Annotated in this window: 23 protein-coding genes; 15 read left to right on the top strand and 8 right to left on the bottom strand. The window is 35.9% G+C overall.

The window, feature by feature from the left end; genetic code table 11:
* The 3 genes from VLB74_RS13290 to VLB74_RS13280 form a co-directional block, all read left to right on the top strand.
* A partial coding sequence (locus tag VLB74_RS13290; RefSeq protein ID WP_325203941.1) for a hypothetical protein occupies positions 1–277 on the top strand: 277 nt, incomplete at its 5' end.
* Positions 271–696, top strand: a complete 426-nt coding sequence (locus tag VLB74_RS13285; protein ID WP_325203940.1) for a YchJ family protein — start codon at positions 271–273, stop codon at positions 694–696. The genes VLB74_RS13290 and VLB74_RS13285, both read left to right, overlap by 7 nt.
* A gap of 2 nt (positions 697–698) precedes the next feature.
* Positions 699–1,259, top strand: a complete 561-nt coding sequence (locus VLB74_RS13280) for a hypothetical protein (RefSeq protein ID WP_325203939.1) — start codon at positions 699–701, stop codon at positions 1,257–1,259.
* Here the strand turns inward: VLB74_RS13280 and VLB74_RS13275 are convergent.
* Positions 1,256–1,810, bottom strand: a complete 555-nt coding sequence (locus tag VLB74_RS13275; RefSeq protein ID WP_325203938.1) for a 2'-5' RNA ligase family protein — start codon at positions 1,808–1,810, stop codon at positions 1,256–1,258. The two genes, VLB74_RS13280 and VLB74_RS13275, sit on opposite strands and share 4 nt — an antisense overlap.
* A gap of 745 nt (positions 1,811–2,555) precedes the next feature.
* Here VLB74_RS13275 and VLB74_RS13270 point away from each other — a divergent pair.
* Positions 2,556–4,160 (top strand): class I SAM-dependent methyltransferase, encoded by a 1,605-nt coding sequence (locus VLB74_RS13270; protein WP_325203942.1) that lies wholly within the window; start codon positions 2,556–2,558, stop codon positions 4,158–4,160.
* Between the two features lie 54 nt (positions 4,161–4,214).
* Here the strand turns inward: VLB74_RS13270 and VLB74_RS13265 are convergent, their stop codons facing one another.
* The 3 genes from VLB74_RS13265 to VLB74_RS13255 all read right to left on the bottom strand — a co-directional run bounded on the left by VLB74_RS13265 (position 4,215) and on the right by VLB74_RS13255 (position 7,111).
* Positions 4,215–5,357 (bottom strand): saccharopine dehydrogenase family protein, encoded by a 1,143-nt coding sequence (locus tag VLB74_RS13265; protein WP_325203937.1) that lies wholly within the window; start codon positions 5,355–5,357, stop codon positions 4,215–4,217.
* 175 nt (positions 5,358–5,532) lie between these two features.
* A complete protein-coding gene (locus VLB74_RS13260; RefSeq protein WP_325203936.1) occupies positions 5,533–6,528 on the bottom strand; it encodes a metal-dependent hydrolase in 996 nt (331 codons plus the stop codon).
* Between the two features lie 247 nt (positions 6,529–6,775).
* Positions 6,776–7,111: a cytochrome c gene (locus VLB74_RS13255; protein ID WP_325203935.1), complete on the bottom strand. Its 336-nt coding sequence runs from the start codon at positions 7,109–7,111 to the stop codon at positions 6,776–6,778.
* A 450-nt stretch (positions 7,112–7,561) separates the two neighbouring features.
* Here VLB74_RS13255 and VLB74_RS13250 point away from each other — a divergent pair, with 450 nt between their 5' ends.
* Positions 7,562–7,978, top strand: a complete 417-nt coding sequence (locus VLB74_RS13250) for an OsmC family protein (RefSeq protein ID WP_325203934.1) — start codon at positions 7,562–7,564, stop codon at positions 7,976–7,978.
* 159 nt (positions 7,979–8,137) lie between these two features.
* Here the strand turns inward: VLB74_RS13250 and VLB74_RS13245 are convergent, their stop codons facing one another.
* Entirely contained in the window at positions 8,138–9,397 is a 1,260-nt protein-coding gene (locus tag VLB74_RS13245) for a retropepsin-like aspartic protease family protein (protein ID WP_325203933.1), read from the bottom strand.
* 54 nt (positions 9,398–9,451) lie between these two features.
* Complete coding sequence (locus tag VLB74_RS13240) at positions 9,452–10,309, bottom strand: PAS domain-containing protein (protein WP_325203932.1); 858 nt, start codon at positions 10,307–10,309, stop codon at positions 9,452–9,454.
* A 276-nt stretch (positions 10,310–10,585) separates the two neighbouring features.
* Between VLB74_RS13240 and VLB74_RS13235 the strand changes: the two genes are divergently transcribed.
* Both VLB74_RS13235 and VLB74_RS13230 read left to right on the top strand, forming a co-directional pair.
* Entirely contained in the window at positions 10,586–10,984 is a 399-nt protein-coding gene (locus VLB74_RS13235; protein ID WP_325203931.1) for a ribosomal maturation YjgA family protein, read from the top strand.
* A gap of 83 nt (positions 10,985–11,067) precedes the next feature.
* Positions 11,068–11,625 carry a DUF6642 family protein gene (locus VLB74_RS13230; RefSeq protein ID WP_325203930.1) on the top strand — a complete coding sequence of 186 codons (558 nt, stop codon included), beginning with the start codon at positions 11,068–11,070 and terminating at the stop codon, positions 11,623–11,625.
* A gap of 341 nt (positions 11,626–11,966) precedes the next feature.
* Here VLB74_RS13230 and VLB74_RS13225 read toward each other — a convergent pair whose 3' ends face one another.
* Positions 11,967–12,272: a GIY-YIG nuclease family protein gene (locus VLB74_RS13225; protein WP_325203929.1), complete on the bottom strand. Its 306-nt coding sequence runs from the start codon at positions 12,270–12,272 to the stop codon at positions 11,967–11,969.
* Between the two features lie 234 nt (positions 12,273–12,506).
* Positions 12,507–12,698: a hypothetical protein gene (locus VLB74_RS13220; RefSeq protein ID WP_325203928.1), complete on the bottom strand. Its 192-nt coding sequence runs from the start codon at positions 12,696–12,698 to the stop codon at positions 12,507–12,509.
* 357 nt (positions 12,699–13,055) lie between these two features.
* On the opposite strand from VLB74_RS13220, the gene VLB74_RS13215 reads away from it, so the two are divergent.
* The 8 genes from VLB74_RS13215 to VLB74_RS13180 all read left to right on the top strand — a co-directional run.
* Positions 13,056–13,805, top strand: coding sequence for a hypothetical protein (locus tag VLB74_RS13215; protein WP_325203927.1), 750 nt, complete (start codon positions 13,056–13,058; stop codon positions 13,803–13,805).
* A 694-nt stretch (positions 13,806–14,499) separates the two neighbouring features.
* Positions 14,500–15,513 (top strand): type I restriction enzyme HsdR N-terminal domain-containing protein, encoded by a 1,014-nt coding sequence (locus VLB74_RS13210; protein ID WP_325203926.1) that lies wholly within the window; start codon positions 14,500–14,502, stop codon positions 15,511–15,513.
* A gap of 23 nt (positions 15,514–15,536) precedes the next feature.
* Positions 15,537–15,875: a nucleotide pyrophosphohydrolase gene (locus VLB74_RS13205; protein WP_325203925.1), complete on the top strand. Its 339-nt coding sequence runs from the start codon at positions 15,537–15,539 to the stop codon at positions 15,873–15,875.
* Complete coding sequence (locus VLB74_RS13200; protein WP_325203924.1) at positions 15,872–18,058, top strand: DNA/RNA helicase domain-containing protein; 2,187 nt, start codon at positions 15,872–15,874, stop codon at positions 18,056–18,058. Before VLB74_RS13205 ends, VLB74_RS13200 begins: the two co-directional genes overlap by 4 nt.
* Before the next feature lie 82 nt (positions 18,059–18,140).
* Entirely contained in the window at positions 18,141–19,886 is a 1,746-nt protein-coding gene (locus VLB74_RS13195; protein ID WP_325203923.1) for an ATP-dependent nuclease, read from the top strand.
* Between the two features lie 110 nt (positions 19,887–19,996).
* Positions 19,997–21,739 (top strand): DUF262 domain-containing protein, encoded by a 1,743-nt coding sequence (locus VLB74_RS13190; RefSeq protein WP_325203922.1) that lies wholly within the window; start codon positions 19,997–19,999, stop codon positions 21,737–21,739.
* A gap of 83 nt (positions 21,740–21,822) precedes the next feature.
* The gene (locus VLB74_RS13185) at positions 21,823–22,776 is read left to right on the top strand and encodes a phospholipase D family protein (RefSeq protein ID WP_325203921.1); all 954 of its coding nucleotides are present in this window, start codon (positions 21,823–21,825) and stop codon (positions 22,774–22,776) included.
* Between the two features lie 456 nt (positions 22,777–23,232).
* A partial coding sequence (locus VLB74_RS13180; protein WP_325203920.1) for a tetratricopeptide repeat protein occupies positions 23,233–24,371 on the top strand: 1,139 nt, incomplete at its 3' end.

Raw genomic sequence — 24,371 nt, 5'->3', positions numbered from 1 at the left:
AATGCAAATCAATTACACCATAATTAGAGCAACCATTCAGCAAGCAATTGATTATTTGGTTGTGGAGAAGGATACTAATGCCGCAACACTAAAATTAGTGGATGCAGACGAGATGATCACTGATTTGATAGATCATGCAGAAACAGATGAAGATATCATCGAAATAAGCCGCTATCAGGTTTTGCTGAACCAATTGCATCAAAAGATAAATGAGGTAAAGAATAAGAGTTATGATAAAGATGATAAAAATAGTGAAGAAGAAAATTACCTATGTTAAAACATACACTTCTAACTTCTAACTCATCCATCGTGCAAAATTGTTATTGCGGTTCCGGAAAACCATTCGAAAATTGCTGCCAGCCTTATATTTTATGGAAAGAAAAGGCACCAACAGCTGAAGCCCTGATGCGTTCCCGTTATTCAGCCTACTGTACTCATCATGCAGATTATCTTGTGGCTACCACACATAGTTCAACACGACGCCATCACAATAAAAAAGATATTTTAGCCTGGTCTAAAGAAAACAATTGGATCAAACTGGAAGTTATGGCCGCAACCGAAAATACTGTTGAGTTTAAAGCTTATTTCATGGACAATCGTCTGCAAAACCAAATCCATCACGAGAAATCCACATTCAAAAAAGAAGGTGACAGTTGGTATTATGTAGATGGTATTTTCAATGAAGCGATTCGGTAATTATGTTGGCAACCTCTTTTCAGCCTAAAAAAGACTCCTTTAAAAATACGTTTTGTATTTTCAAGGAAGTGCCTTTGTCGGAAATACAACAACTGGAACAGCGATATAAAAGCGAATCCGGAAGCACTTATTATTATACTCCTGAAGGTATGTACCGACTTTCGAATCATTGGGGCCGTTTGGGCAACAGTAAATGGAGGTTGTTAGAGATGAATCCTCCTTCAGCATCTAAAATTAAATTGGGTTTTGCCAAATGGGAAGATTTCTATCCTGACAATCCTTCTGAAAAATTATATTATATCGACGCTGATTTCGATAACTATACTGCGAACTACTACCATAAAAATGATTCTGATTATAACGGAAAGGCTCTTTTACGCACTACAGCAGAAACACGAAAAAGATTAAAAAACATCCGTAATGTTCTCACGTTAACCCGATGGGCCGTTTATTACGATCAGGATATTGAAGAATTGCGCAAAAGAATTGTGTCGGAATTAATCAATACGGATAAAACCCTCGAAGTGATAAAAAGAGAGGTGTCCAACAGTTTTCAAAATTAAAAAAGTGTTCCCTGAACTTCCGTAGGATTGCTGTTGAAAGGAAAAACATCCGAAACATAATACTGTTTTACATTTTCATCGAATGTGCGCAAAACAACGCTACTGCAAAGAAAACTTCCATTTATGTTCGTAAAATGGCTTTTGGCTATATTCAGTTTTTCATGAGACAATCTTCGGGCAATAGTCAAATGTGGGTCGTTGCTTATGTGTAAATCTTTGATGATAAGCGTATCATTGATGCGTTTCATGATTGGTTTCAAGTTGTTTTTGGTATCTTCATCGGGATCAATAAAGAAAGCACCGTTGGGATACGATCCGAAACCTGTTAAACGTACTTCTACGGGTTCAAAAACATCACACAGCCTGATTAATTGTTGTTTAACTTTCTTAATTACCTCGTCTGGTGCTTTAAACTCATTAATAGTAATGTGTCCGGCCGAATTCTTACTGTGGAACCAACCCACTTTTGCCGCAAGTTCTTCTTTCATTTTCTTAACCAAAGCGTTAACTTCTTCCGACGGAATTATTGCAACTGAGTAATGTCCTTCCATGATTGTTAGTGTCTCTATCAAATGTAGTAAATAGTTGGGAATGTTGTGGTATTGAAACACGATGATATAGAATTTGAACGCGGATGATGCTGATTTTACGAATTGTCACAGATTTTTTAAATCCGCTTAAATCCGTGTTGCCTGCATCTGTTTCATTCGTATGCCAAAAATATTTATCACATAAAAAGCCAATAGTTACTGTCGGTATTAATTAATGCCTGTGATGAGTTTTGAAACGCTGATGACACGGATTTTACGGATTAGCACTTTTTTTTAAATCCGTTTCAATCTGTGTTGACTGCATCTGTTTCATTCGTGAGCCAAAAATATTTATCACATAAAAAGCCAATAGTTACTGTCGGTATTAATTAATGCCTGTGATAAGGTTTGAAACACTGATGCCGCGGATTTTACGGATTAGCACTTTTTTTTAAATCCGTTTCAATCTGTGTTGCTTGCATCTTTGTCATCCGCGTTCGAAAAATATGTATTATATGAAAAGCCGATCATTACTGTCGGTATAAATTAATGCTTATGATGTGGTTTGAAACACTGATGCCGCGGATTTTACGGATTAGCACAGTTTTTTTAAATCTGTTTCAATCCGTGTTGACTGCATCGGTGTCATCCGCGTTCCAATACTGTAGCTATAACATAAAACCTATGTTCCAAAAACAAAATCCAGTAAATTATAAATGAGCACATTAACTATTTTTTCTTAAATTTGAGAAAAGCTCTACAGATTATGACCGTAAAAACAGAACAACGTAGTACCATTTTCAGTCATTTAGACGGACTGGTAACTGCACCGGTTGCTTATTCTTTATACCAACACAACGTACTCGAAACCTTGTTGTCTGCCAAGACGATAAGCCTGAATGAGCTAACCGAAAAGTTTAAAGCCAATGAAGGGTATCTCAACGTGGCTTTACGAACTTTAGCCTCCCAAGGTTTTCTGGATTATGAAGTCAATAATGCTACCGGTGAAGTAAAGGTTAGTACTAATGACAAGAGTGCTTATGCTTTTTCGTTGTTTCCTCTGTATAAAGATGTCGTAGGCGTTTTGCAGCAAACCGATTTATTTACTTCTGTACATATTGCCACCGCGTCACTGCACTTGCTTGAGGTGGTTTTTAATAAATATGAAAACCGATTCGGAATTGTCTTTTCGGAAGATCCGAATGAAAAAGCATTGCAGGAGCAGGTGCTGAATCATATTGAAGGCTTTTTAGTAGGACCGATTATTGTCAGTTTAGGAATGACAGGAATGTTTCATAAATATTTCATGGAAACATCTTTTAGTCCGGAAGAATTCCACAAAGAACCCGAAGTTTTTAAAATAATACTGGATTTTTTTACCCATTTGGACTGGTTCAAGGAAAAGAACGGGAATTATCAGTTTACCGAAACCGGACTCTTTTTTGCTAAACGCGCTACTGCCTATGGAGTAACAGTGTCTTATTTACCGATGTTCCGACATATGGACGATTACTTGTTCGGAAATCCTTCGCTATTGAGAAACATAAGCATCAAGGAGGATGAACTTCATGTAAATCGTGAAATGAATGTTTGGGGCAGTGGAGGGGCACACGCTACTTATTTTAAGGTTATCGACGAAATCATTATTGAAATTTTCAATAAACCCATACAGGAACAACCAAAAGGGATTTTGGATATGGGCTGCGGAAACGGAGCTTTTCTGGAACATATTTTTTATATAATCGAACGTCAGACCCTGCGAGGCAAAATGCTCGATGAACATCCGTTGTTTTTAGTGGGTGCCGATTATAACCAGGCAGCTTTAAAAGTTACAAGAGCCAATTTAATCAAAGCCGATATTTGGGCCAAAGTAATCTGGGGCGATATCGGAAGACCGGATTTACTGGCACAAGACCTACAGGAAAACTACAATATCGATTTAAAGGATTTATTGAATGTCCGCACGTTTTTAGATCACAACCGCATTTGGGAAACACCTGTGGTTAAAACTCCTAATCGGGTAAGTACTTCAACCGGAGCATTTGCTCATAGAGGAAAGCGCATCAATAATAATGATGTGGAAGATAATTTACTGGATCATTTCAATAAATGGGCGCCTTACGTACACAAATTTGGACTGTTAATAATCGAGTTACATACGATAGCTCCTCAATTAACGGCTGCCAATATTGGAAAAACTGCGGCAACGGCGTATGATACCACTCATGGCTTCTCCGACCAATATATCGTGGAAATTGATGTGCTTCATAAAATAGCAGCCGAAGCCGGTTTACAGCCCGATCCGCAATATTTCAGGAAATTCCCGAATACTGATTATGCAACGGTCAGCATTAATTTGTTGCGGGGATAAACTTTTCGTAACTATAGTGGAATTAAGTAAAGTGAGATGCTGTTTGCATCATCACTATACTTTTCCATATACGTTTACGACAAAATCACCATTTAAGAATGCTGACGGATTGATGTGACTTTGCAGAATAACTCCGCTTTGAGAAGATTCGAGCAGTAATTGAGCAGCTTGTGCCAAAGGCGCTGCCGTGGTGGTTTGAATGGCTCTTAACTGATGATTGCCTACCTTTTGAGGGAAGATGAGTTTTGCAATTTCGCGTCTTCTTAAAACTCCGGAAACGTCTTTTCCTTCCACGGAAGCGTACAAAACAATCTGGTCGTCTTCGATGTGCGGAATTACCTTCTCCATTTTATCCTGCAAGTCTTTAATCCTGTCAGGCGAATTGCTCAAAGCGGTCAGTTGCTTGTCAATCCAGGAATAATGGCCGGGATGACGCAGTGTTTTGTAGTCAAGTGAACCCACTTTTCCGGATAAAGCATCAGGTAAATCGGCAGCGCCTCCTGAAGTCAGATCTTCTTCATATGTAATTCCGCCTATAATAATGGAAGCTCTTTCCGATAAAGAAGGCAGGGTTGTTTTCTTAAAATCACGTAAAACGATCGTGTCTTTCAGGTATTCCGTGGCTACACCAACAGGACTCCAGGTAAATCCATAAAAGTGAGGAGCCACAGCATGATCGGTTAATGCGCCAACTTTAAATTCCAGCTTGTCGACTTTATCCACATCAAAATCTTTGCAAAACTGTTGAAACAATCCGTGTGCCAGTAAATCGATATAACCGGGAGCGAGACCAGTTTGGAGGATAAAACCTGTTTTGGCATCTTTTGCCAATTCAATAATTGCATCTGTTTCCGCCACATATTCGGTAAGATTGGCATAATGCAGATGGAAATCTTTAGCAAACTGTGCTATTCTTGGTGCCTGGCTGCCGGGTAGGCAGTCAAGAATGATATCTCCTTCATCAAACAATACTTTCATTTCATCGGTAATGCCTTCTTCCGGTAGGTAAAAATGCTGTGCTGAACATGGTTTGGTAGTTCCATCCATAATCCATTGGGCTACTTTCTTGGCTTTTTCAGGAATACGATCCCCGATGAAAAGCGTCGGATGTACTTCACTCCATTCCGCTAACAATAGACCTACAGCTTCGGCAATTCCACCGGCACCGGCAATAATGATGTTGTGATGTTTCTTCATAAGGTTGGTTTGTACTTTGATTTGTTTGATTACAATTTAGCATTTTTTCACATTGTTGCAATCGGAAGTTAATATAACTTATCCACTATGTTTTGTTAATTATTTTTTACTTTGGATGATTATTGCCAAATTATTGGGATATACAGGCTTTTTTAAGGGACGAAAAGGAAAAATATTAATTTCCTTTTAAGCGGATGAACATTTTTTTCAGTAGCGCTTTGGCATCTCTTTTGGTTTTTGGTACTTCAACCGCTTTTAGGCCTTCTGTTGATCGGACAAACTCATAACTGAAGACAAATTGTGGTGCTTTCGGATCATCATTTAAAATTCCGAAACGAAGATCATTGAAATAAGTCTTTCCGTTGACCTGATCTACTAGGTACCAGCCTTCACTCGAGATTTTCAGTTTTTTAAAATCGACATTGTTTTCTAAAGGGATTTCTAAATCCGGGTTTTTAGTGTATTTCGTGAATGTAATTGGCTGGGTGTCGAAAAGTGAATAATCCCCTAACAGATAAGCTTCTTTGGTGGCTACATTGGCATTCCATAAGATGAGGTTGAAAGGTGTTGGTTTTACCATGATTTCATCGTAGGAAACATTTTGGTCGCCCAATGCTTTTTCGAATTTGTAAAGCGCAAAGGACTTAATACTCAAAGCCAATAACATGTATCCCGTACTTAAGAACAAGCCCCGTCGTACATATTTTGTGCGCAGTTCATTGTTTTTGGTTCTCCAGACCATTATTAAAAAAATAAGAAGCGGTATCGTATAGAGCGGATCTATTACAAAGATGCAGTTTAGGGAATAACGGTAAGGCAATGGCCATAATACTTGCGTGCCCCAGGTCGTGCACATATCTAACAACGGATGGGTAAAAAGGCACAAAAACGCCATCCAGGAAGCTTCTTTAAAGGAAATCCGCTGCTTTTCTATTTTGGTGATGAGCCAACCTAAAATGGGTGCAAGAAACAGATGGAATAGGAGGGAATGGCTCATTCCACGGTGTATCATAATGGCATCGATTGGATCCATGAATTTACCTACTAGAACATCCAAATCAGGGATAGTGCCTAAAATGGCTCCATAAAGAAAGGTTCTGTTTTGGAGTTTTTTCCCTGCACATGCTTCTGCAACGGCGATACCTAATACTATTTGGGTCACTGAATCCATACTACAAAGTTAAACCGAATTGCAGAATAATTTTTACAAAAAAGATTGTTTAAAGGCAATCCGAACACAAATGTTTAAATATAATTTTAGCCACGAATTCACTAATTTATACAACTTAATTAGTGAATTCGTGGCTAACTTTTTCTAAATGAACATGAAATCCGTGCAAATCTTTTCAATCTGCGTCATCTGTATACTATTTAGATGATAGATTACTTTGTGGGTAACGTATTTTAATGTTCATTCATTATTTCTTATGACCATTCATGGTGATGGCATATTTCAGAATCAGATCTTTAGCATTGTCATCAAGGGTATTAGGATGTTTTTTGTTTACTTTTTTTACCATCATAGGAACAACTTTTTGCAATTCTTCCTCTGAAAATTTAGTAGGGTTTTTTAATTTGTGACATTCAGCGCAGTGTTGTTCATACATTGATTTACCCTGATTCAGTTCGTCTAAAGTGTAACCGGGATATTTTGCCTGCATCCTGTCGACATCAGTTTGAGTAGGAGTTACCAGTTTTACAGCGCAGCTTACGATTATTAGTGCTGCGGCTAAAGTAAGAATGATTTTTTTCATAGTCAGGTTGGTTTTGTTGTTAATCAAAATCTGTTAGTTTTATAAAAATAATAAAAATTGTACAAATTCAGGTTTTTATATTCATTATGTTTAAAAAAACGGATTGTATTCCCTACAAAACACCGAATAACTTCAAAAACGTGTCTTTTGTCGTAACTCTTTGAATTGCAAAACTTAAAGTTGTATTTTTATAGGAAGTAGGGAGAAATGAGGGATAAGAGAAAAGGGATAAGAGAAAAGGGATAAGAGAAAAGGGATAAGAGAAAAGGGATAAGAGAAAAGGGATAAGTTAAAAGGGATAAGAGAAAAGGGATAAGTTAAAAGGGATAAGTTAAAAGGGATAAGTTAAAAGGGATAAGTTGAAAGGGATAAGTTAAAAGGGATAAGTTAAAAGGGATAGGGGGTTGGAGTGTTTTTAGTTTGTTGAAGTTTAACCAATTATATATCATTATGAAATTTAACAGAAGAGCTAATGCTAACTGGAAAGGCAGTGGCGCAGAAGGAAAAGGAGTAGTAACCACACAGAGTGGCACATTGAACAATACCCAATATTCGTATAAATCCCGATTTGAGGAGGGAGTGGGTACTAATCCCGAAGAACTGGTTGCAGCGGCGCATTGCAGTTGTTACGCTATGAAATTAAGTTTTTTGCTTGGTGATGCAGGCTTTGTGCCCGAAGATTTACAGGTGGATGCCAAAGTTACTTTCGAAGACGGTGCCATCACTGAAAGTCATTTGGATTTGAAAGCCAAAGTACCGGGTATCAGTGAGGAAGTATTTCAGAAGGTTGCTGCCGATGCCAAAGAAACCTGTCCGATTTCAAAATCGATTAAAGCAGTGATCAGCCTTACCGCAACACTGGTGTAAAATAAAATTCCTTTGATCATTTCGGATGGAGTGACTCTAAATTGATTTAACTACAAATTGGATTGATTGTAACCGATGGGTACGCGGTATTCAATGTAATTTGTGGTTGTTTTTTTATTGGGAATGTCTGTGCTGTAACACCAATCTGCCAGGAAACAGTTAATTTTCCAGTTTTAAATAACTATCTTCAAAACTGATAATTACTTTTTTGAATTGACCAATTACGTCTTGTCCGATATTTCCAAAACTTACCTTGCCGTATACACCATAGTTATTTCTGTCGATCTCCATTCTTTGTAATTGTATGGTGTCTTTTCCAAGGAATAGTTCCTGTTCTTTCAGGACCAATACTTCTGTAGAAACAATTTCACCACCGGCACCTGCAGAATTGGTTGTTTCCAAATTCCCAATAGCATCGATATCTGATTTGAATTTTTCGTAAAAAGCCTTATTAAATAGGCTAGTGTTTGCACCGCTATCAAAATTGAAAGGCAAAACTTTGCCTTTGTAAGTCAGCATTACTATGGCCCTGAGTTGATCTATAAACAGGTTCTTTTCGTTTTTATCGGTTTCTGAATTCTTTGAAAAGGTGAGTTTGTCTTTTTCAATGGTAATTGTCCCTAATTCTTTTGCAATTGGAAAACCGATAATTCCATTGATGACATAAGCTCCATTTGCAAATGTAAATGCTGAATCGGGATAGACTAAAAATACAGCATTTTGAATTTTTAATTCCCCTAAATTAATTTCCGGGGCAATACCTATAAGCACTTTATTCTTTTGTCCTGAAAAACTCTCTACTGAAATGTTATTGTCCGGCAGAATGGTAAGTCCCATTCTGTTGGCCAGACTTTCGGTTATGCAGCTAATTCCGGCACCGGTGTCGAAGACAAAGTTTGTTTCTGTCTTGTTTGCACTGACATTTGTGGTAATTAGACCAGCTTTATCTTTTACTGTGGGGATTGTAATTGTTGAAAAAATATCGATGGACTGCACAGGTTTGTTTCTTAGGGTTTGCCAAATGCGTTGTGCGTTTATTTCATCGTTTAAATCCTCTTTGGTCCAATGTTTTTTAAATTTAGTTGTCAGCGTTTTAGAGGAGGTGTATGCCAGTTCATAATTAAACAGCTTTATATAGTTGTCGTTCTTCAGCTTGGTAAATTCATAGCTGTTGACAATTGGGTTGTTTTTTAAGCTGTCTAAATAGATATTCGATAGCTTGGGATTATTGCAGACATTGGCATACAATCCTTTGTAAAAGTAATAGTTTTTGTTTTTTAATTTGTTGTTCAGACTGTCCATTTTGACAAACTGATGTTGTTTGCTTAATTGTCTTAGGTTCTGTTCTGGTTTTGATTGTGCAAACAGGACTTGTCCGGCAAATAAAAAACAAAAAAGGAGTTGGGTTTTATTGTTCATTTTATTAAAAAAGTGTAGTGCTTCTGTCTAAATTACTGTCGATGAGGTTTTTTATTATATATCGTGTTGCTGCCAGTGTTTTTTGCCTTTGTTAGCCTTTTCAAACTCGTCTTTGCCCAAGATGTTTTCCTGTAGCTTCATATCGGTAGCACAAAAATTTCTGAAGAACTCTTCCAATTTGTCTCTTTTTTGCAGGACTTCGTCGTTGATGTAGTTGACGTCTATATTAATGCAGATGGCTCCAATCAAACCATAATCGTTTCTGTAAATTGGGATTGTGGTGCATTTGAATTTCCTGTCGCCGATACTCAATTCATAATTTAACTTGTCTTCCTTGCGTTCTTTTCGTTTTTTTAAGTCAAGAACCAACATGGTGGTTCCCATTCCTATTTTTCTGCCGGTAACTTCGCCATTTTCAATTTCGACGATGGAACGGGAAGGATTCATAAGGTTATGAAGGAGAATTTCGATGCCTGTGTTTTTGAATGTCTGCCCTAAAAGGCGCACGATCACTTTATAATTTTCTAAAAAGGCATTATTATCATCTTCAATTTTAGAACCCTGATACACATGATACAATTTTTCATATTGCTTTAATTCAGGGGATTCAAGTTGGTTTCTGACGTTGTTTTGCTCTCCGATGAAGATCAATTGCCGGGCTGCGGTATGGTCTTTATTCTTTAAAAAGTAGTGAACGGCAAGACGAAAATCTTTGAGATTGAATTGGGGAAAGTTATTCTGATCCGGTTCAAAGGGATAAAAGTCGTATTCATCAAGGTCTTTACCTCTTAATTTGGCTTTTTCCCGATATTTACCAATGAAATAGCCGCCTGCAAATAACAACAAAGAAACAACTACTTCAGAAATCACCGGAACCAGAACGGAGTGTTCTACATCTATTTCTAAAAACATAATCAGAAGCTTTTAACAGGTTATTAAAATAGTTCAAAGTTGATATCTCAACAAATATCCATTAATGTTTCGTTGGCTTTAAATAATTAGTGTTTGGGTTGTTACTGTTACTTACAAAGTTACCAAAATTTTGAATGACTGCTTCGTCGTACCTCCTCGCAATGACAATGAGAAGGAAGCTTTCAGAACGAAAATAAGTCGCCTAGAGGAGGAATGTTGAATACCAGAGGAGAAATGTTGAATAATTAACTGTATTTTTCAGGCCAAATCAATCGTATGCTTACATTTAATAAAAACTACTTTGCGTTTGCCGTTTTGGTTTTTCTTATCGAAACGCTGATTGCGCTTTATGTCCATGACGATTTTATCCGACCTTACCTTGGGGATGTTTTGGTGGTAATCCTCATTTACTGCTTTTTGAAATCGTTTGTGAGGATTCCGGTTTTGACTGCCTCAATATCAGTGCTGTTGTTCTCTTTTACGATAGAGTTTTTACAGTTTTTAAACATAGTGGAAAAACTAAGTTTACAAGATTCGAAATTAGCCAGGACAGTGATAGGGACTTCCTTTTCATGGATCGACTTGCTAACGTATATTGCCGGAATAGTCATCGTAATCGGTACCGAAAAATACGGTTTTAAAAAAGAAATAAAGACAGTGGCTGGCGGTATCTGATTGATTGTGGTAAATTTGCTATAAGAAGCACTGAAAACAAAAGCGTGTAAGTTTCAGGAGTTTCTTAATAGTTTAGCATTTTTATGTTTGATAGCAATTATATCTATTGTCTCGAATCGGTTCAGGATGCGGAAGAGTCCGGAAAGAGTCCGATTCTTCCATCGTTGGAAGCTCTGGCGATGCAATATGGAATTACCAATGTTTACAAGACCTGTGACAGCATAGAAGGGTTTGAAGAGAGCATCAGTACTTTGTTGTATGAAGACAGGCATTTTAAAGATTATGGCATTATTTATTTAGTGTTTGAAGGGAGAGCCAACGAACTTAAAATTGACAATTACTACTATAGTTTCGAAGAAATAGCCGAGTTTTTTGAAGGGAAACTTAAAGGGAAGATCATCCACTTTGCCAATACCATGCAACTGGACCTAGGAGAGGAAACCTTTCAATACTTCTTGGACGTTACCGGTGCCAAAGCGGTTTCGGGTTATGCGAATGAGGTTCCGATTCTGAGTACGGTGCTGGACAATCTGTATTTTTCGTTGAGTCAGGAGTATGTTGATGTGGTGGAATTAACGGAGGCTTTGTTTGAGAAGCAGTATACTTTATGTGCGGGGATGGGGTTTCGGGTTTATTATTAGTTTGCCACGCTGCGCTCGCAATGATGGGGAGTTTGCTTCGCTTCACTTCGTTTCGCTCGCAATGACGGGAGTTTGCCGCTCTCCGTTTCACTACGCTCGCAATGACGGGGGGTTGCCACGCTCCGTTTCACTACGCTCGCAATGACGGGAGTTTGCCGCGCTCCGTTTCACTGCGCTCGCAATGACGGGGGTTTGCAGCGCTCCGTTTCACTACGCTCGCAATGACGGGAGTTTGCCGCGCTTTGTCATTGCGAGGAGGTACGAAGAAGCAATCTCTTGATTGACAAGGGCTTGCTGCGCTCCGTTTCACTACGCTCGCAATGACGGGGGGTTGCCTCGCTTCACTTCGTTGCGCTAGCAATGACGTCTTGTAAGAGGTCTCGCCATTGAGGATTATAGCTGTTAATTAAGGCTTCTTTTTTCGCTCGGGAGCCTGCTTTAAGTTGTTTTTCTCTTGTTATTGCATCTTCAATACTCTGGAAGGTTTCGTAATATACAAGTTTGTTTAGGTTATAGCGAGATGAGAAAGAGTTTTCATATCTCTTTTCTATGTGTTCTGTAATGCGTTTGGGTAGGTTTGAGGTAACTCCAACATAAAGTGTTGTGTTGTTTTTATTTGTGATGATGTAAGTGTATCCTGTTTTCATGTGTTTGTTTTTTTAGTTTGCCGCGCTTTGTCATTGCGAGGAGGTAGGACGGGAGTTTGCTGCGCTTTGTCATTGCGAGGAGGTAGGACGGGAGTTTGCCACGCTTCACTTCGTTACGCTCGCAATGACGGGAGTTTGCCGCGCTCCACTTCGTTACGCTCGCAATGACCGGGAGTTTGCCACGCTTCACTTCGTTACGCTCGCAATGACAAGAGTTTGCCACGCTCCACTTCGTTACGCTCGCAATGACCCGGAAATGGTCTTAGGGTCGAGACCCATGTATTCGCAGAACTCATAGACGGTTACGGGCTGGTGTTTTTCTTTGTTGTATTTTTTCTTAATGTTGGCCAGGATCTGACGGCTTTGCCTTTCGCTTTTGCCCAAAAGCTGCATGACGTCTTTTGGGTACATTACAATTCTTTTCAAGGTTTTACGCTCTTTTTTCGGGTTATTACTTTTTCTTTCTCTAGCTTGTTTCCTGACCGTTTCCTGACTCGGTCGTGTTGTAGTCGAACTATAGTCGGCTTTAAGTCGGCTTTAAGTCGGCTTTAAGTCGGAGTAGTAGCTTTTGAAAGCTTGCTATTTTTCGGGGGCAATATTACAGACTTTTCTTTCACAAAACAAAGCGGTAATGTGATTTTTTATAGGAAAAAACATTATTTACTGCAAAAAATAACAGTTTTGTCCTTTTTCGGCGATAATGACCGTTTTCGGCTATGGCTGTTTTTTCTTTCTGGCGGACTGTTTTAGTATTGCACCCAAAATCATTAAAAACTATTCGTTATGGCCAAGACTAGTGGCATTATTAAAATTGAAGGAACTTTAGAGGAGTTGACTTTTTACAAGAAGAACGGTAAAAATTTTGTGCGTAAAAAAGGCGGGGTATCCGGGGATCGTATTGCGAGTGATCCAAGTTTTGTGCGTACCCGTGAAAACAATACGGAATTCGGGCACAGCGGTTCGAGTGGCAAGGTGCTTCGCGGTGCGTTGGGGAGTTTGGTGTTTAAGGCAAAGGACAGTCAGCTTTCAAGTCGTTTGCTTGGGGTGATGTCCAGGGTTAAGAACATGGATACGGTATCGCCAAGGGGGAAGCGCAATGTTAGTATTGGGATTACCACGCCCGAGGGAAAACAGGCTTTACGCGGTTTTGATTTTAACGCCAATGCCGCTTTGAACAGTGTGCTTTTTGCACCGTATGACTTAGATACCGCCAGTGGGGAAATAACAGTAAACAATTTTATCCCTGCCGAGCAGGTACAGTTTCCGCAGGGGGCAACGCATGTGAGTTTTATGGGCGCGCTTTTGGCATTGGATTTCGCTACGGAGGCTTCTGAGGTTGCTTACAGCAACGTTGTTACTATACCGCTTAACCTTACTCCAACCAATATTGTCTTAACTCCCAGTAGTTTAGTTGCAGGTACGGGACAACAGTTTTTTCTATTGCTTATTTCGTTTTATCAGGAGGTGAACGGGGTACAGTATTCTTTGAAGAATGAGGAGTTTAATGTATTGAATATTTTGGAGGTGGTGTAGGGGTTGCTTCGCTGCGCTCGCAATGACGGGAGTTTGCTTCGCTTTGTCATTGCGAGGAGGTACGACGAAGCAATCTTTTGATTGACAAGGGTTTGCCGCGCTACGTTTCACTACGCTCGCAATGACGGGGAGTTTGCCGCGCTGCGCTTCGTTACGCTCGCAATGACCGGGAGTTTGCTTCGCTCCACTTCGTTATGCTCGCAATGACGGAACCCTGTACTGTTTTGGTATGGGGTTTTTGTTTTGAGGTGCTAAGGGACTAAGGTTTTGGAGTTTAGTGTTGAAGGGAGAAAGGAGAAAGGAGAAAGGAGAAAGGAGAGACTTACTTATGCTTAATTGAAGCCCTGTGCCGTTTTGGTATGGGGTTTTTGTTTGCAGGTGTGCCTTTGAAAGCCTCGGGTACCGGAAGAGGAGAGCCTCGGGTACAGGAATGAGGAGAGCCTCAGTTACTATGCTTGATTGAAATAGGCTTTTTCTTTTACCACGTTTTGGTGGCTGAGTCTCTCGAAGCCACACGTTCTCTTAATTTCGAGGTATGATGAGGTTTCTGGGATTGTAGAAGCTTCGAAGCAACATTTTAAATAATTTTTAAAAATCACCAATTTTAGTGATTGCATGGTTTGTTTTTTATTATTATGTTTGATAATTACGAAAACTTTAAGAAGAAAATTAAAAAATTGAAAAACTATATTGTATGTCAGTAATAAACAAGAAGCAGGCTTTTAACCATTTAAAGAAATCATTGGATAATTTCAATTTTGAACAAAAAGCTGAGAATTGTTCAAATGAAGCACAAACAAAAAAGTTTTTAATAGATCCTTTTTTTATGCTTCTTAATTATGCTCATGAAGATTTGATTCCAGAATATGAAGCTGATTTTGGAGAACGGGTAAGCAATAAAGTTGATTATGCAATAAAGTTAGGCAGAAAAGATATAATTATAGTAGAATGTAAAAAATTGACCAGCAAGTTAACAGATAAAGAGGCTGGCCAGTTAAGTGGTTATTTTCAAAATGCTAAAAACTCAAGAATAGCGATTTTAACAAACGGAAAAGAATACCGCTTTTATTCCGATGTAGCTTTGATAAATACAATGGATTCAAAACCTTTTTTTGTTTTCAATCTGGACAATTATACTGATAATGATATTGAAAGTCTTTTAGATTTTGATGCGAGAGTCATAAATGTAAATGAAATAATTCTCAAAGCACAGGAATCTGTTTTTATTGAAGATTTTGAACTTACCTTTTTAAAGGAAATGATTGGTCCTTCAAGCGATTTTTTAAAATTGCTTCATAAAAAAATGACTTTTAAGTCAAAATTCAATGAAGAAAAAATGAAGGAACTTATGAATTCATCGCTCTTTAAATCTTTGACTGAAAAAATAATACTACACGAAACAAAGACAAATTCAAAATCAGCAGGTATTATAACTACTGAAGAGGAATTACAGGCTTATCATACTATTAGAACTTTGCTTATTCAGAATAAAAAAATTCCGAATCTAAGAATTGGCTATAGAGACCAAAAAGGTACTTTTAATATTTTAGTGGACGATAATCAAAAGAAAATGGTTTGCCAGCTGAAGTTTTCAGACGCAAACAAAAAAGTTTTTATAGGTAATAATGAGTATCAGATTAGTCATCTTGATGAATTATTAAATTATAAATCTGAATTAATTGAGAGAACACTTTCTTTAATTGATTAATTAATTTTAAAACATTTATCTCGATGGATAAATACAATAAGGTATTACAAGAGCTAATCCAGTTTAGGAATGAAAGGGATTGGGAACAGTTTCATGATTCGAAAAATTTAGCGTTGGCCATCTCACTTGAAGCTGCTGAATTGAATGAGCTTTTTTTATGGAAAAAAGGGGATGATGTTGAAAATATTAATAAAGAGCGATTGAAAGAAGAACTAGCTGATATTCTGTCATTTGCTTTTTTGCTAGCTGAAAAACACAATTTTGATGTCTTTGACATCATTTCTGAAAAGATTAAAAACAATGCCTTAAAATACCCTGTTGACAAAGCAAAAGGTACTGCAAAAAAGTATAACGAATTATGAATTTAAATCATGCCTTTGAGATTAAAAGTTATGATTTTAATTCCAACCTACATAGTGAATTCCAAAATAGTCATTATGCTAAAGATTTATGGCCAATAGTTTATATCTTAAGCGATGGTAATACGAAAGAAGCATATGTAGGAGAAACTACAGATACGTATGCACGAATGAACAGTCACTTAAAGAGCAATGCTAAAAACAAGCTCACTACAGTTCATTTGATTGCTAGTGAAAAGTTTAACAAGTCAGCAACTCTTGATATCGAATCAAATTTGATAAAATACATTTCTGGAGATGGTCAATATAAATTAATTAATGGAAATGTTGGTTTAGCAAACCATAATTACTATCAAAAGAAAGAGGTTTATTGGGATATGTTTAAATCGATTTGGGATAGGCTAAGGGCTGAAGGAATATCAAAGCATTCCATTGATTACATTGATAATTCAGATTTATTTAAATACTCTCCATATAAGACTCTAACTCACGAACAAAAGAGCGGTTTATTAGTCATAATTAAGAATCTGCTTAATGGGGATTTTAAAAATATTATTGTTGAAGGTGGTGCTGGTACAGGAAAAACCATTCTTGCAATCTTTCTGTTTAAACTTCTTAATTCAAATAATGAAGACTTTAATTTTAAAGAGTTTGGTGATGATGAATCTGAATTCATTCGATTGATAATAGAATTAAAGCTGAAGTATCCAAACCCTAAAATGGCATTAGTTGTCCCTATGTCTTCTTTTAGAAATACATTAAAGAAAGTTTTTAAGAATATTAAAGGTTTAAGTGCCAATATGGTGATTGGACCAGCAGAGATTATTAAAGATAAATTTAACATAGTGATAGTTGATGAATCCCATCGATTGAGACGAAGAGTTAATCTAGGAGCTTACTATGGCGCTTTCGATATAGTTTGTGAAAAATTGGGGTTAGATAAGAATAATTGTAGTGAATTGGATTGGGTTACAAGGCAGGCAGATAATGCCATTTTGTTTTATGATGAAGACCAGTCAATCAAGCCTTCAGATGTAAAAAAGGAAGATTTTGATAAGTTGAAGTTAAACCCTTTGACAAAGATTGAATATCTAAAATCACAATTTAGAGTAAAAGGAGGAAATGATTATGTTCAATATATAGACAATCTACTTAACTGTAAATTAGAATCTACTTATAAAAAATTTGATTCTAAAGATTATGAGTTTGTACTATTTGACTCAATTGAGGACATAGTACAAGAAATAAAGCTAAGAGATAAAGAAAATGGACTTTCGAGATTGGTAGCAGGTTATTCTTGGGAATGGATTTCAAATAAGAATAAAGACGAGTTTGATATAAAAATAGATGACATTAAACTTAAATGGAATACTGTTGCAGTCGATTGGGTAAATTCCATAAATGCGGTTAATGAAGTTGGCTGTATCCATACTACACAGGGTTATGATTTAAATTATGCGGGAATTATTTTCGGAAATGAAATAACATATGATAAAGAAACTGATGAGATAGTAATTTTAAAAGAAAACTATTTTGACAAAAATGGGAAACAATCTATAAACAATCCTACTGAATTAAAAGATTTTATACTAAACATATATAAGACTATAATGCTACGAGGCATCAAGGGTACTTATATCTATGTTTGTGATAAGAATTTACGAGAGTATTTTGCAAACCATATTCCTAAATTCAAAACAGAAAAAACAATTGAATATCTGCAAGTTGATAAAGTTATCCCTTTTGAAAATAGCATTCCGTTATACGATTTGAAAGCAGCGGCAGGTAATTTTAGTGAATTGCAAAACGTAAGTGATTATGAATGGATTTCATTGCCTGCAAGATATAAACCATCGGAGGATTTATTTGCTTGCACTGTACAAGGAGAATCAATGAATAAAGTAATTCCAAATGGTTCTGTTTGTTTATTCAGAAAATATACAGGTGGTTCAAGAGAAGGGAGAATTGTTTTGGTTGAGCACAACAGCATACAAGACCCTGATTTTGGTTCCGGATATACAGTTAAAGAATACCGAAGCAAAAAGAATATTGAAAATGATAAATGGAGTCATTACTCTATTACACTAAAACCTTTATCTATGGATTCAGAATTCAAGGATATTGAATTAGTTGAAGATGAATTGAGTAGTTTGAAAGTGATTGGGGTATTTGAGTGTGTTTTGTAGAGATGAAAAATTTAGCGCGTTGTATGGGTTGACGGAGGAGGAGATTTTGATTGTGGAGAATAGTTAAAAGCAGTTTGTTGATATGATAAAAAAAATTGAATTAAAAAACTTTAAAAGATTTAAAGAAAAAGAGATAAATCTATTACCGAATGAATTGTCTCTTATCGTTGGTGGAAATAATTCGGGTAAATCTTCAGTTTTGCATGCTCTAGCTGTGTGGGAATATTGTAAAACAGTTTTAAAATACGAAAAAAGTCCTAAGTCAATTTTGAAAGGGTTCAAAGGTGACGGTTATGGAATTAATATTGATGATTTTACCCCCATTAATATTCCATCTTTAAAGTATTTATGGACAAATCTTAACCCTTCAAGTGGATATAATTTGACTATTAAATGTTATTGGGATATTGATAATAATGTTGAACGTTTTTTAAAAATCGGATTAGCTTTAACTCAAGAAAGACTTTTTATAAAAGCTTTAGAATCTAATATTGAAGAAGGTGAATCTGTTCCACAAATTGCATATTTACCACCTTTTGCAGGAATAACTGATAAGGAGCAATGGTATCCATTAGCTTATAGGAATAAAGTTATTGGACAAGGGTTAGCGGGTGCTGTATTAAGAAATACAATAATTGAATTATATAATGCTAATTTAAAATTAAGGGAAGACAAAAAAGGGGCAAAATCAAAAATATCAAGTTCCGATTTAAAATATATTAGAGAAAATGATTCATTTGAAAAGCTCAATAAAGTACTATTTGAAACTTTTAAAGGAGTGATTCACCCACAAGATTTTAATCCAGAATTCCATACAAATATTAAAATAGATTTTGCTAAAGGCACTTTAGTTAAAAATAGATTTACAAAGCACCAAAACTATAACAAAAGAGACATAATGGTGGAAGGAAGTGGATTTCTTCAATGGTTAAGCGTGTATACTTTTGCAATTAATCCTAAAATTGATATTCTTCTATTAGATGAACCTGATGCTCATCTACATAATTCATTGCAGGGACAACTTATTGAAAAACTAGGGGAAATTTCAAAGGATTTGAAAAAACAAATTTTAATTGCAACCCATTCAACAGATGTTGTTAAAAGTTTACATCATGGAATAATATTGCACGTTAGTAATTCTATTTCCTATTTGACAAATGAACATCAAAAAATTAAAGTACTATCAGGCCTGGGAACAGAATTTTTTCCAAAACTGGATAAATTGCAACGGTTTAAAAAAGTTTTATTTATTGAGAATAATAGTGATGCTGACTTATTAAAAAAATGGGCAAATAGTTTAGGCTTAATTTGGCCTGATAATATAGTAATATGGCCATATCCAAATAGTCATAAAGAAAGAAAACAATTGTTTTTACATTTGAAAGATGAAGTGAATAATATCAAATGCATAAGTTTAAGTGATAGAGATAATGATTTATATGATAATACTAATTCGGATTTACAAGATGCAATAGGGAATTTAATAGAAGGTAATAATCATTTTTTATGTAGAAAATGGAGGAGATGGGAAATTGAAAATTATCTAATTTGTCCACCTGCAATTGCGAGACTTAGCAATTACGAAGAAGAAGAAGTTCGTCAATTCCTTCAAGATGATTTTGGACTAATAATCCATGAAAATTATTTACAATCTGATAAAACGGCACAAATAGCACCTTTATTTGATGAGGGTAAACCTATTGTTGAAGGAATTTTAAATAAATACAATATAAGCAAATTGGATATTGCTAATGAGATGAATCAAGAAGAAATTTTTGAAGATGTCATAACTATTTTAACACAAATAGTTGATTTATGCAATAATTAATTAAAAATAAATTCAAAAATACTCCGTAAACCAACACCTCATAGAAACTCTATGTAACCTAAATGGAATAAGTACTGTTTACAGTAATTAATATTAAATAAATTAAAAATATGGACGCAGGTAAAAGAACCATTAATGACATATTTAACGGTAACCGAATTTTAGAGATTCCTTTTTTTCAGAGGGCTTATGTTTGGGGTGAGCCACAATGGGAAAGACTAATTGAAGATTTGGAAACTGTAAGCGCTTCTAACAAGCCGTATTTTTTAGGTTCGGTTATTCTAAAACAACAACAAACAACGACTGGAGGAAATGTTGGAGATAAAAGAACTTTAATTGATGGGCAACAACGTTTGACTACACTTAATATTTTTTTCAAAGTACTGTGCTTAAAAACAGGTTTGAACAATTCCTTTGACAGGGTGTTTAGACTAATGAATAATAATATTGCATTATGGCATAACCATAACGATATAGCAGACTTTAACAGAATAATGAATCTTGCTACAGAAGAAGAATTATCGAGGGAAAGCTCAATAATTGAAGCATATAATTATTTTAGGAAAGAAATTAATGTCGACAAATTGAATATGAATAACATTCTTACCAATATTATGTTTGTAGGCATTGATTTAGGCATTGATGAAGATGAGCAACAAATTTTTGATACAATAAACTCTTTAGGTGTAAGATTGACTACGGCTGAATTATTGAAAAATTATTTTTTCCACAGGCATGATGTAGAATCTTACACAGAGAATTGGAAGAATGTGTTTGAAAGGGATACTGATACAAAGAAATTTTGGGACAGAAATATAACTGCTGGTCGTTCAATTAGGGAAAATGTTGATTTATTCTTTTATTCTTTTTTACAAATTAAGATTCAGGATAGCGCATTAAATGTGAAAACTGAAGACAAGAAACTATTTACAAAAGTTGATGGTCTTTTCGATTCCTATAAAAAATTTATACAAGACTATAAAATTGATAAGGCTACTTTAATACAGGAGATAAAGGAATATGCAGAAATTTATCGAAATAATATTGATTTTGATGTAATTGACAGAGAACTTTCAGCAGAGTACGGAATTGAAAGAATCAATGCAATAATCTTTGGACTAGAAAACACAACATTAATACCCTATGTACTTTTCATTCTAAAAAGAGTAGCGAATAGCAATGAAAGAAATCTGATTTGGGAATATTTAGAATCATATTTGATGAGAAGGATGGTTTGTCATGAGACAACTAAAAATTATAATCAATTATTTTCGGAAAGATTAATTTCTAACAACATCATTACAAGAGATGTTTTAAAGGTGCATATAGAGAATCAATCAGATAAAATCAATTTTATGCCTACAGACAGCAATCTTGAATTTGGATTCAAAAATTCAAAGTTAGTTAATAAACAAGCAGCGGGAATTCTTTATCTAATTGAATCTATGGTTCGAGATAGAAGTAAGCAATCGACATCGTTATTAGGGTTAGATAGGTACAGTTTAGAACATGTAATGCCAAAAAAATGGGAAAACAACTGGGCACAAGTCGGTTCTGAAGAAGAGAAGTCAAATAGGAATAAAACTTTATTAACACTTGGAAATCTGACTATAGTTACAACTTCATTAAATGCATCAATGAGGGATGCTGACTGGAAAACTAAAAAGAATGGCAGGGGTGAAAAACATGGGCTACGTCATTTTGCTTCAGGTATTGAAACATTTTCACCATTTTTAGAAAAAGCAGATTGGGATGAAAATGTAATTAATGAAAGAGCTGAATTTTTATTTATTAAGGCCAAAGAAATATGGCGTAATCAAAAAGCTGCAGAAGAAGTGAATGCGATTATGTAAATATCAATTCACGGATTACTTCGTTACTCCGCAATTGGATTATATTGATTAAAACTTATTGAATTCATAATATAAAAATTGCAATGTCTAAATTTCTAAACACCCAAGGTTTAAGCGAGTGGATGGCTCGTATAGTAGATGAGACAAAACGTGAGTTGGTAATCATTTCACCGTATTTACAGTTATCGGATAGAATATTTCAAAAATTATTAAATGCTGATAAACGAGGTGTGGAGATTGTTTTAATATATCGAACTCTAGATAAAAATAAATTTCTTAGAAGAAGTTCCTTCGATGATTTTGTTAAAGAAAAAGGCAAATTAGATTATGAAATAGGGAAGTTGAAAGCTATTCGCAATTTAAACCTCATGCATCATCCAAACATACATGCCAAGTGTATGTATAATGAAAATTACTTGCTTATCGGTTCGATGAATCTCTATGCATATTCTGAAAAGAATAATCGTGAAATGGGTGTTTTGTTCCATAGAGAAAATTTACCTGAATTTGGGGATCACACCTTTGGTAATGCGGATGGGGAATCCGTTTTTGCCGAAGCTCTTGAAGAAATTCTAGAAATTAAAAATGGAGCAGAAATGGAACGAGCGAGTAAAGAAACAATTGAGGAAGGTTTTGAACTTGATATTTTGAAAAACGAGCATGAGAAACGGGAGGAATATGTTAAAATGATGAATACTGTTTTTATGCATAAAAAATTTATTGTTGCTAGTGATAATGGCTATTTATGTAAAAGTTATATGGATAAAGTAGATGTGTTATTGCACACGAGAACTGAATTTTCTATGAAATTCGAAGCAGCAAAACGGAATTATCTATTCAATATCTATAAGCCAAAAAAGAAGGATTTAGAGTTTAGCATACCAGGGTTTAAAATGTATTGGAATCAACCGGATTGCATTTTGTTGTATGATGATTCCAGACATCATTTGTGGAAAAAAATTAATACAGACATAGAAGAGTTGGAATTGCGCAAAAAAGGGATTGATGAAATGATTCTATTTATTAAACAATTATGATTTAAATTATAGGTTAAGATATCTATATCTTTCGTTGAGTCAGGCGTTTGCCACGCTACGCTCGCAATGACGGGGAGTTTGCTTCGCTGTGCTCGCAATGACAGGAGTTTGCTTCGCTGCGCTCGCAATGACGGGAGTTTGCCGCGCTTTGTCATTGCGAGGAGGTAGGACGAAGCAATTTCTTGATTGACAGGTAGGTTTTTGCTCGGGAGTTTTCCGCGCTCCGTTTCACTACGCTCGCAATGACCGGGAGTTTGCTTCGCTTCACTTCGTTTCGCTCGCAATGACGGGAGTTTGCCACGCTCGCAATGACCAGTGCGGGAATCATCATCGGATTCGAATTTATTATTTTATGATTTTAGATATTGTTTTTTTTAGTAAATTGGGTTTTTGTAGAAGTTGTTAAATAATTTAAAAATCAATAAGGTTTTGTAAAAAAAAACACAGCTAAAAATTATGAACGCCCCATCCAAACCGAATTTATATTACATTTTTGTAACTATAACTTATCTTTTATTCGTTTTATCGTCGTCTTCATTGTTCGCGCAATCACCGGCGGCAGTAAAAAAAATTGAAAAACAATTCGATCTGGCGAATGATTATGCGCATTCGGGGAATCCGGGAAAAGCCATTCCAATACTATATAAGATCAAAGAAGATTGTGAAAAAATAAATTACAAACAGGGAATAACCAGAGTAGGGCATACTTTAGCCATTATTTATTTCAACAGTACCGATTATAAAAAAGTAATTACTTTAGATGATGAGTTTTTAAGAATAGGTGAAGAAATTAAAGACTATGAAAAACTTTGTCAGATTCACAGGCTTAAGGGTTGTGCGTACTCGGAATTAGGTCTTTTAAATAAAGATAACGAAGAGCGTCTTGAGTCGTTGAAATATGCGAAAAAGATTCAGAACAGAAACAGCAGGCAGCAGGCGATAAGTTTGATATACGGTAATCTTGCGAATCATTATATAAAAAGCGGGGCTCCCAAAGATTCTGTTTTTGTCAATATATCGAAAAGTATTACTGAAGCGAAAAAAATAGACGATGCAGATGCTTCGTTCCGTTCGAAAAAATACAGTTTGATCGCTTATTCTTATCTGACTTTAGGTGACCAATTTTCTAAAGCCGGTCAGCCTGAAACTGCGGAAAATTATTTTCTGAAAGCACTTGAAATTCACAATTCCCAGCCGGTACCTTTTATAGAACAGGTTACGCTGTTAAGTGAGCTTGGCTATTTCTATTATGTGCAAAAAAAATACGAAAAAGCGGTGAAATATGCCGAATTAGGTGTGAATTACGAGAAAAAAGCAAGCTTTCCCCAAATACGAAGAGATCTTTTTGAAACCTTGTCCAAGTCCTATCTCGAATTGCATAAAACGGACGATTCCAAACGTTACCTTGGTTTGTTTACGGCGTTAAATGACAGCATTTCCAACGTTGATAAAAGTGCCGTTAATTTAGCATTGAGCCATTCTATTTCCAATCAGAAAAAAATGTTTGTTGACTATACCGGTAAACGAACAGCGCTATATGTTTTGTCCAGTTTGACTTTTATTGTTTTCGGTGGTTGGTTTTTCCTTGCCTATAA

The sequence above is a fragment of the Flavobacterium sp. genome, assembly GCF_035456225.1.
GTDB lineage: Bacteria > Bacteroidota > Bacteroidia > Flavobacteriales > Flavobacteriaceae > Flavobacterium.
This window is presented reverse-complemented; position numbering and strand designations above follow the sequence as displayed.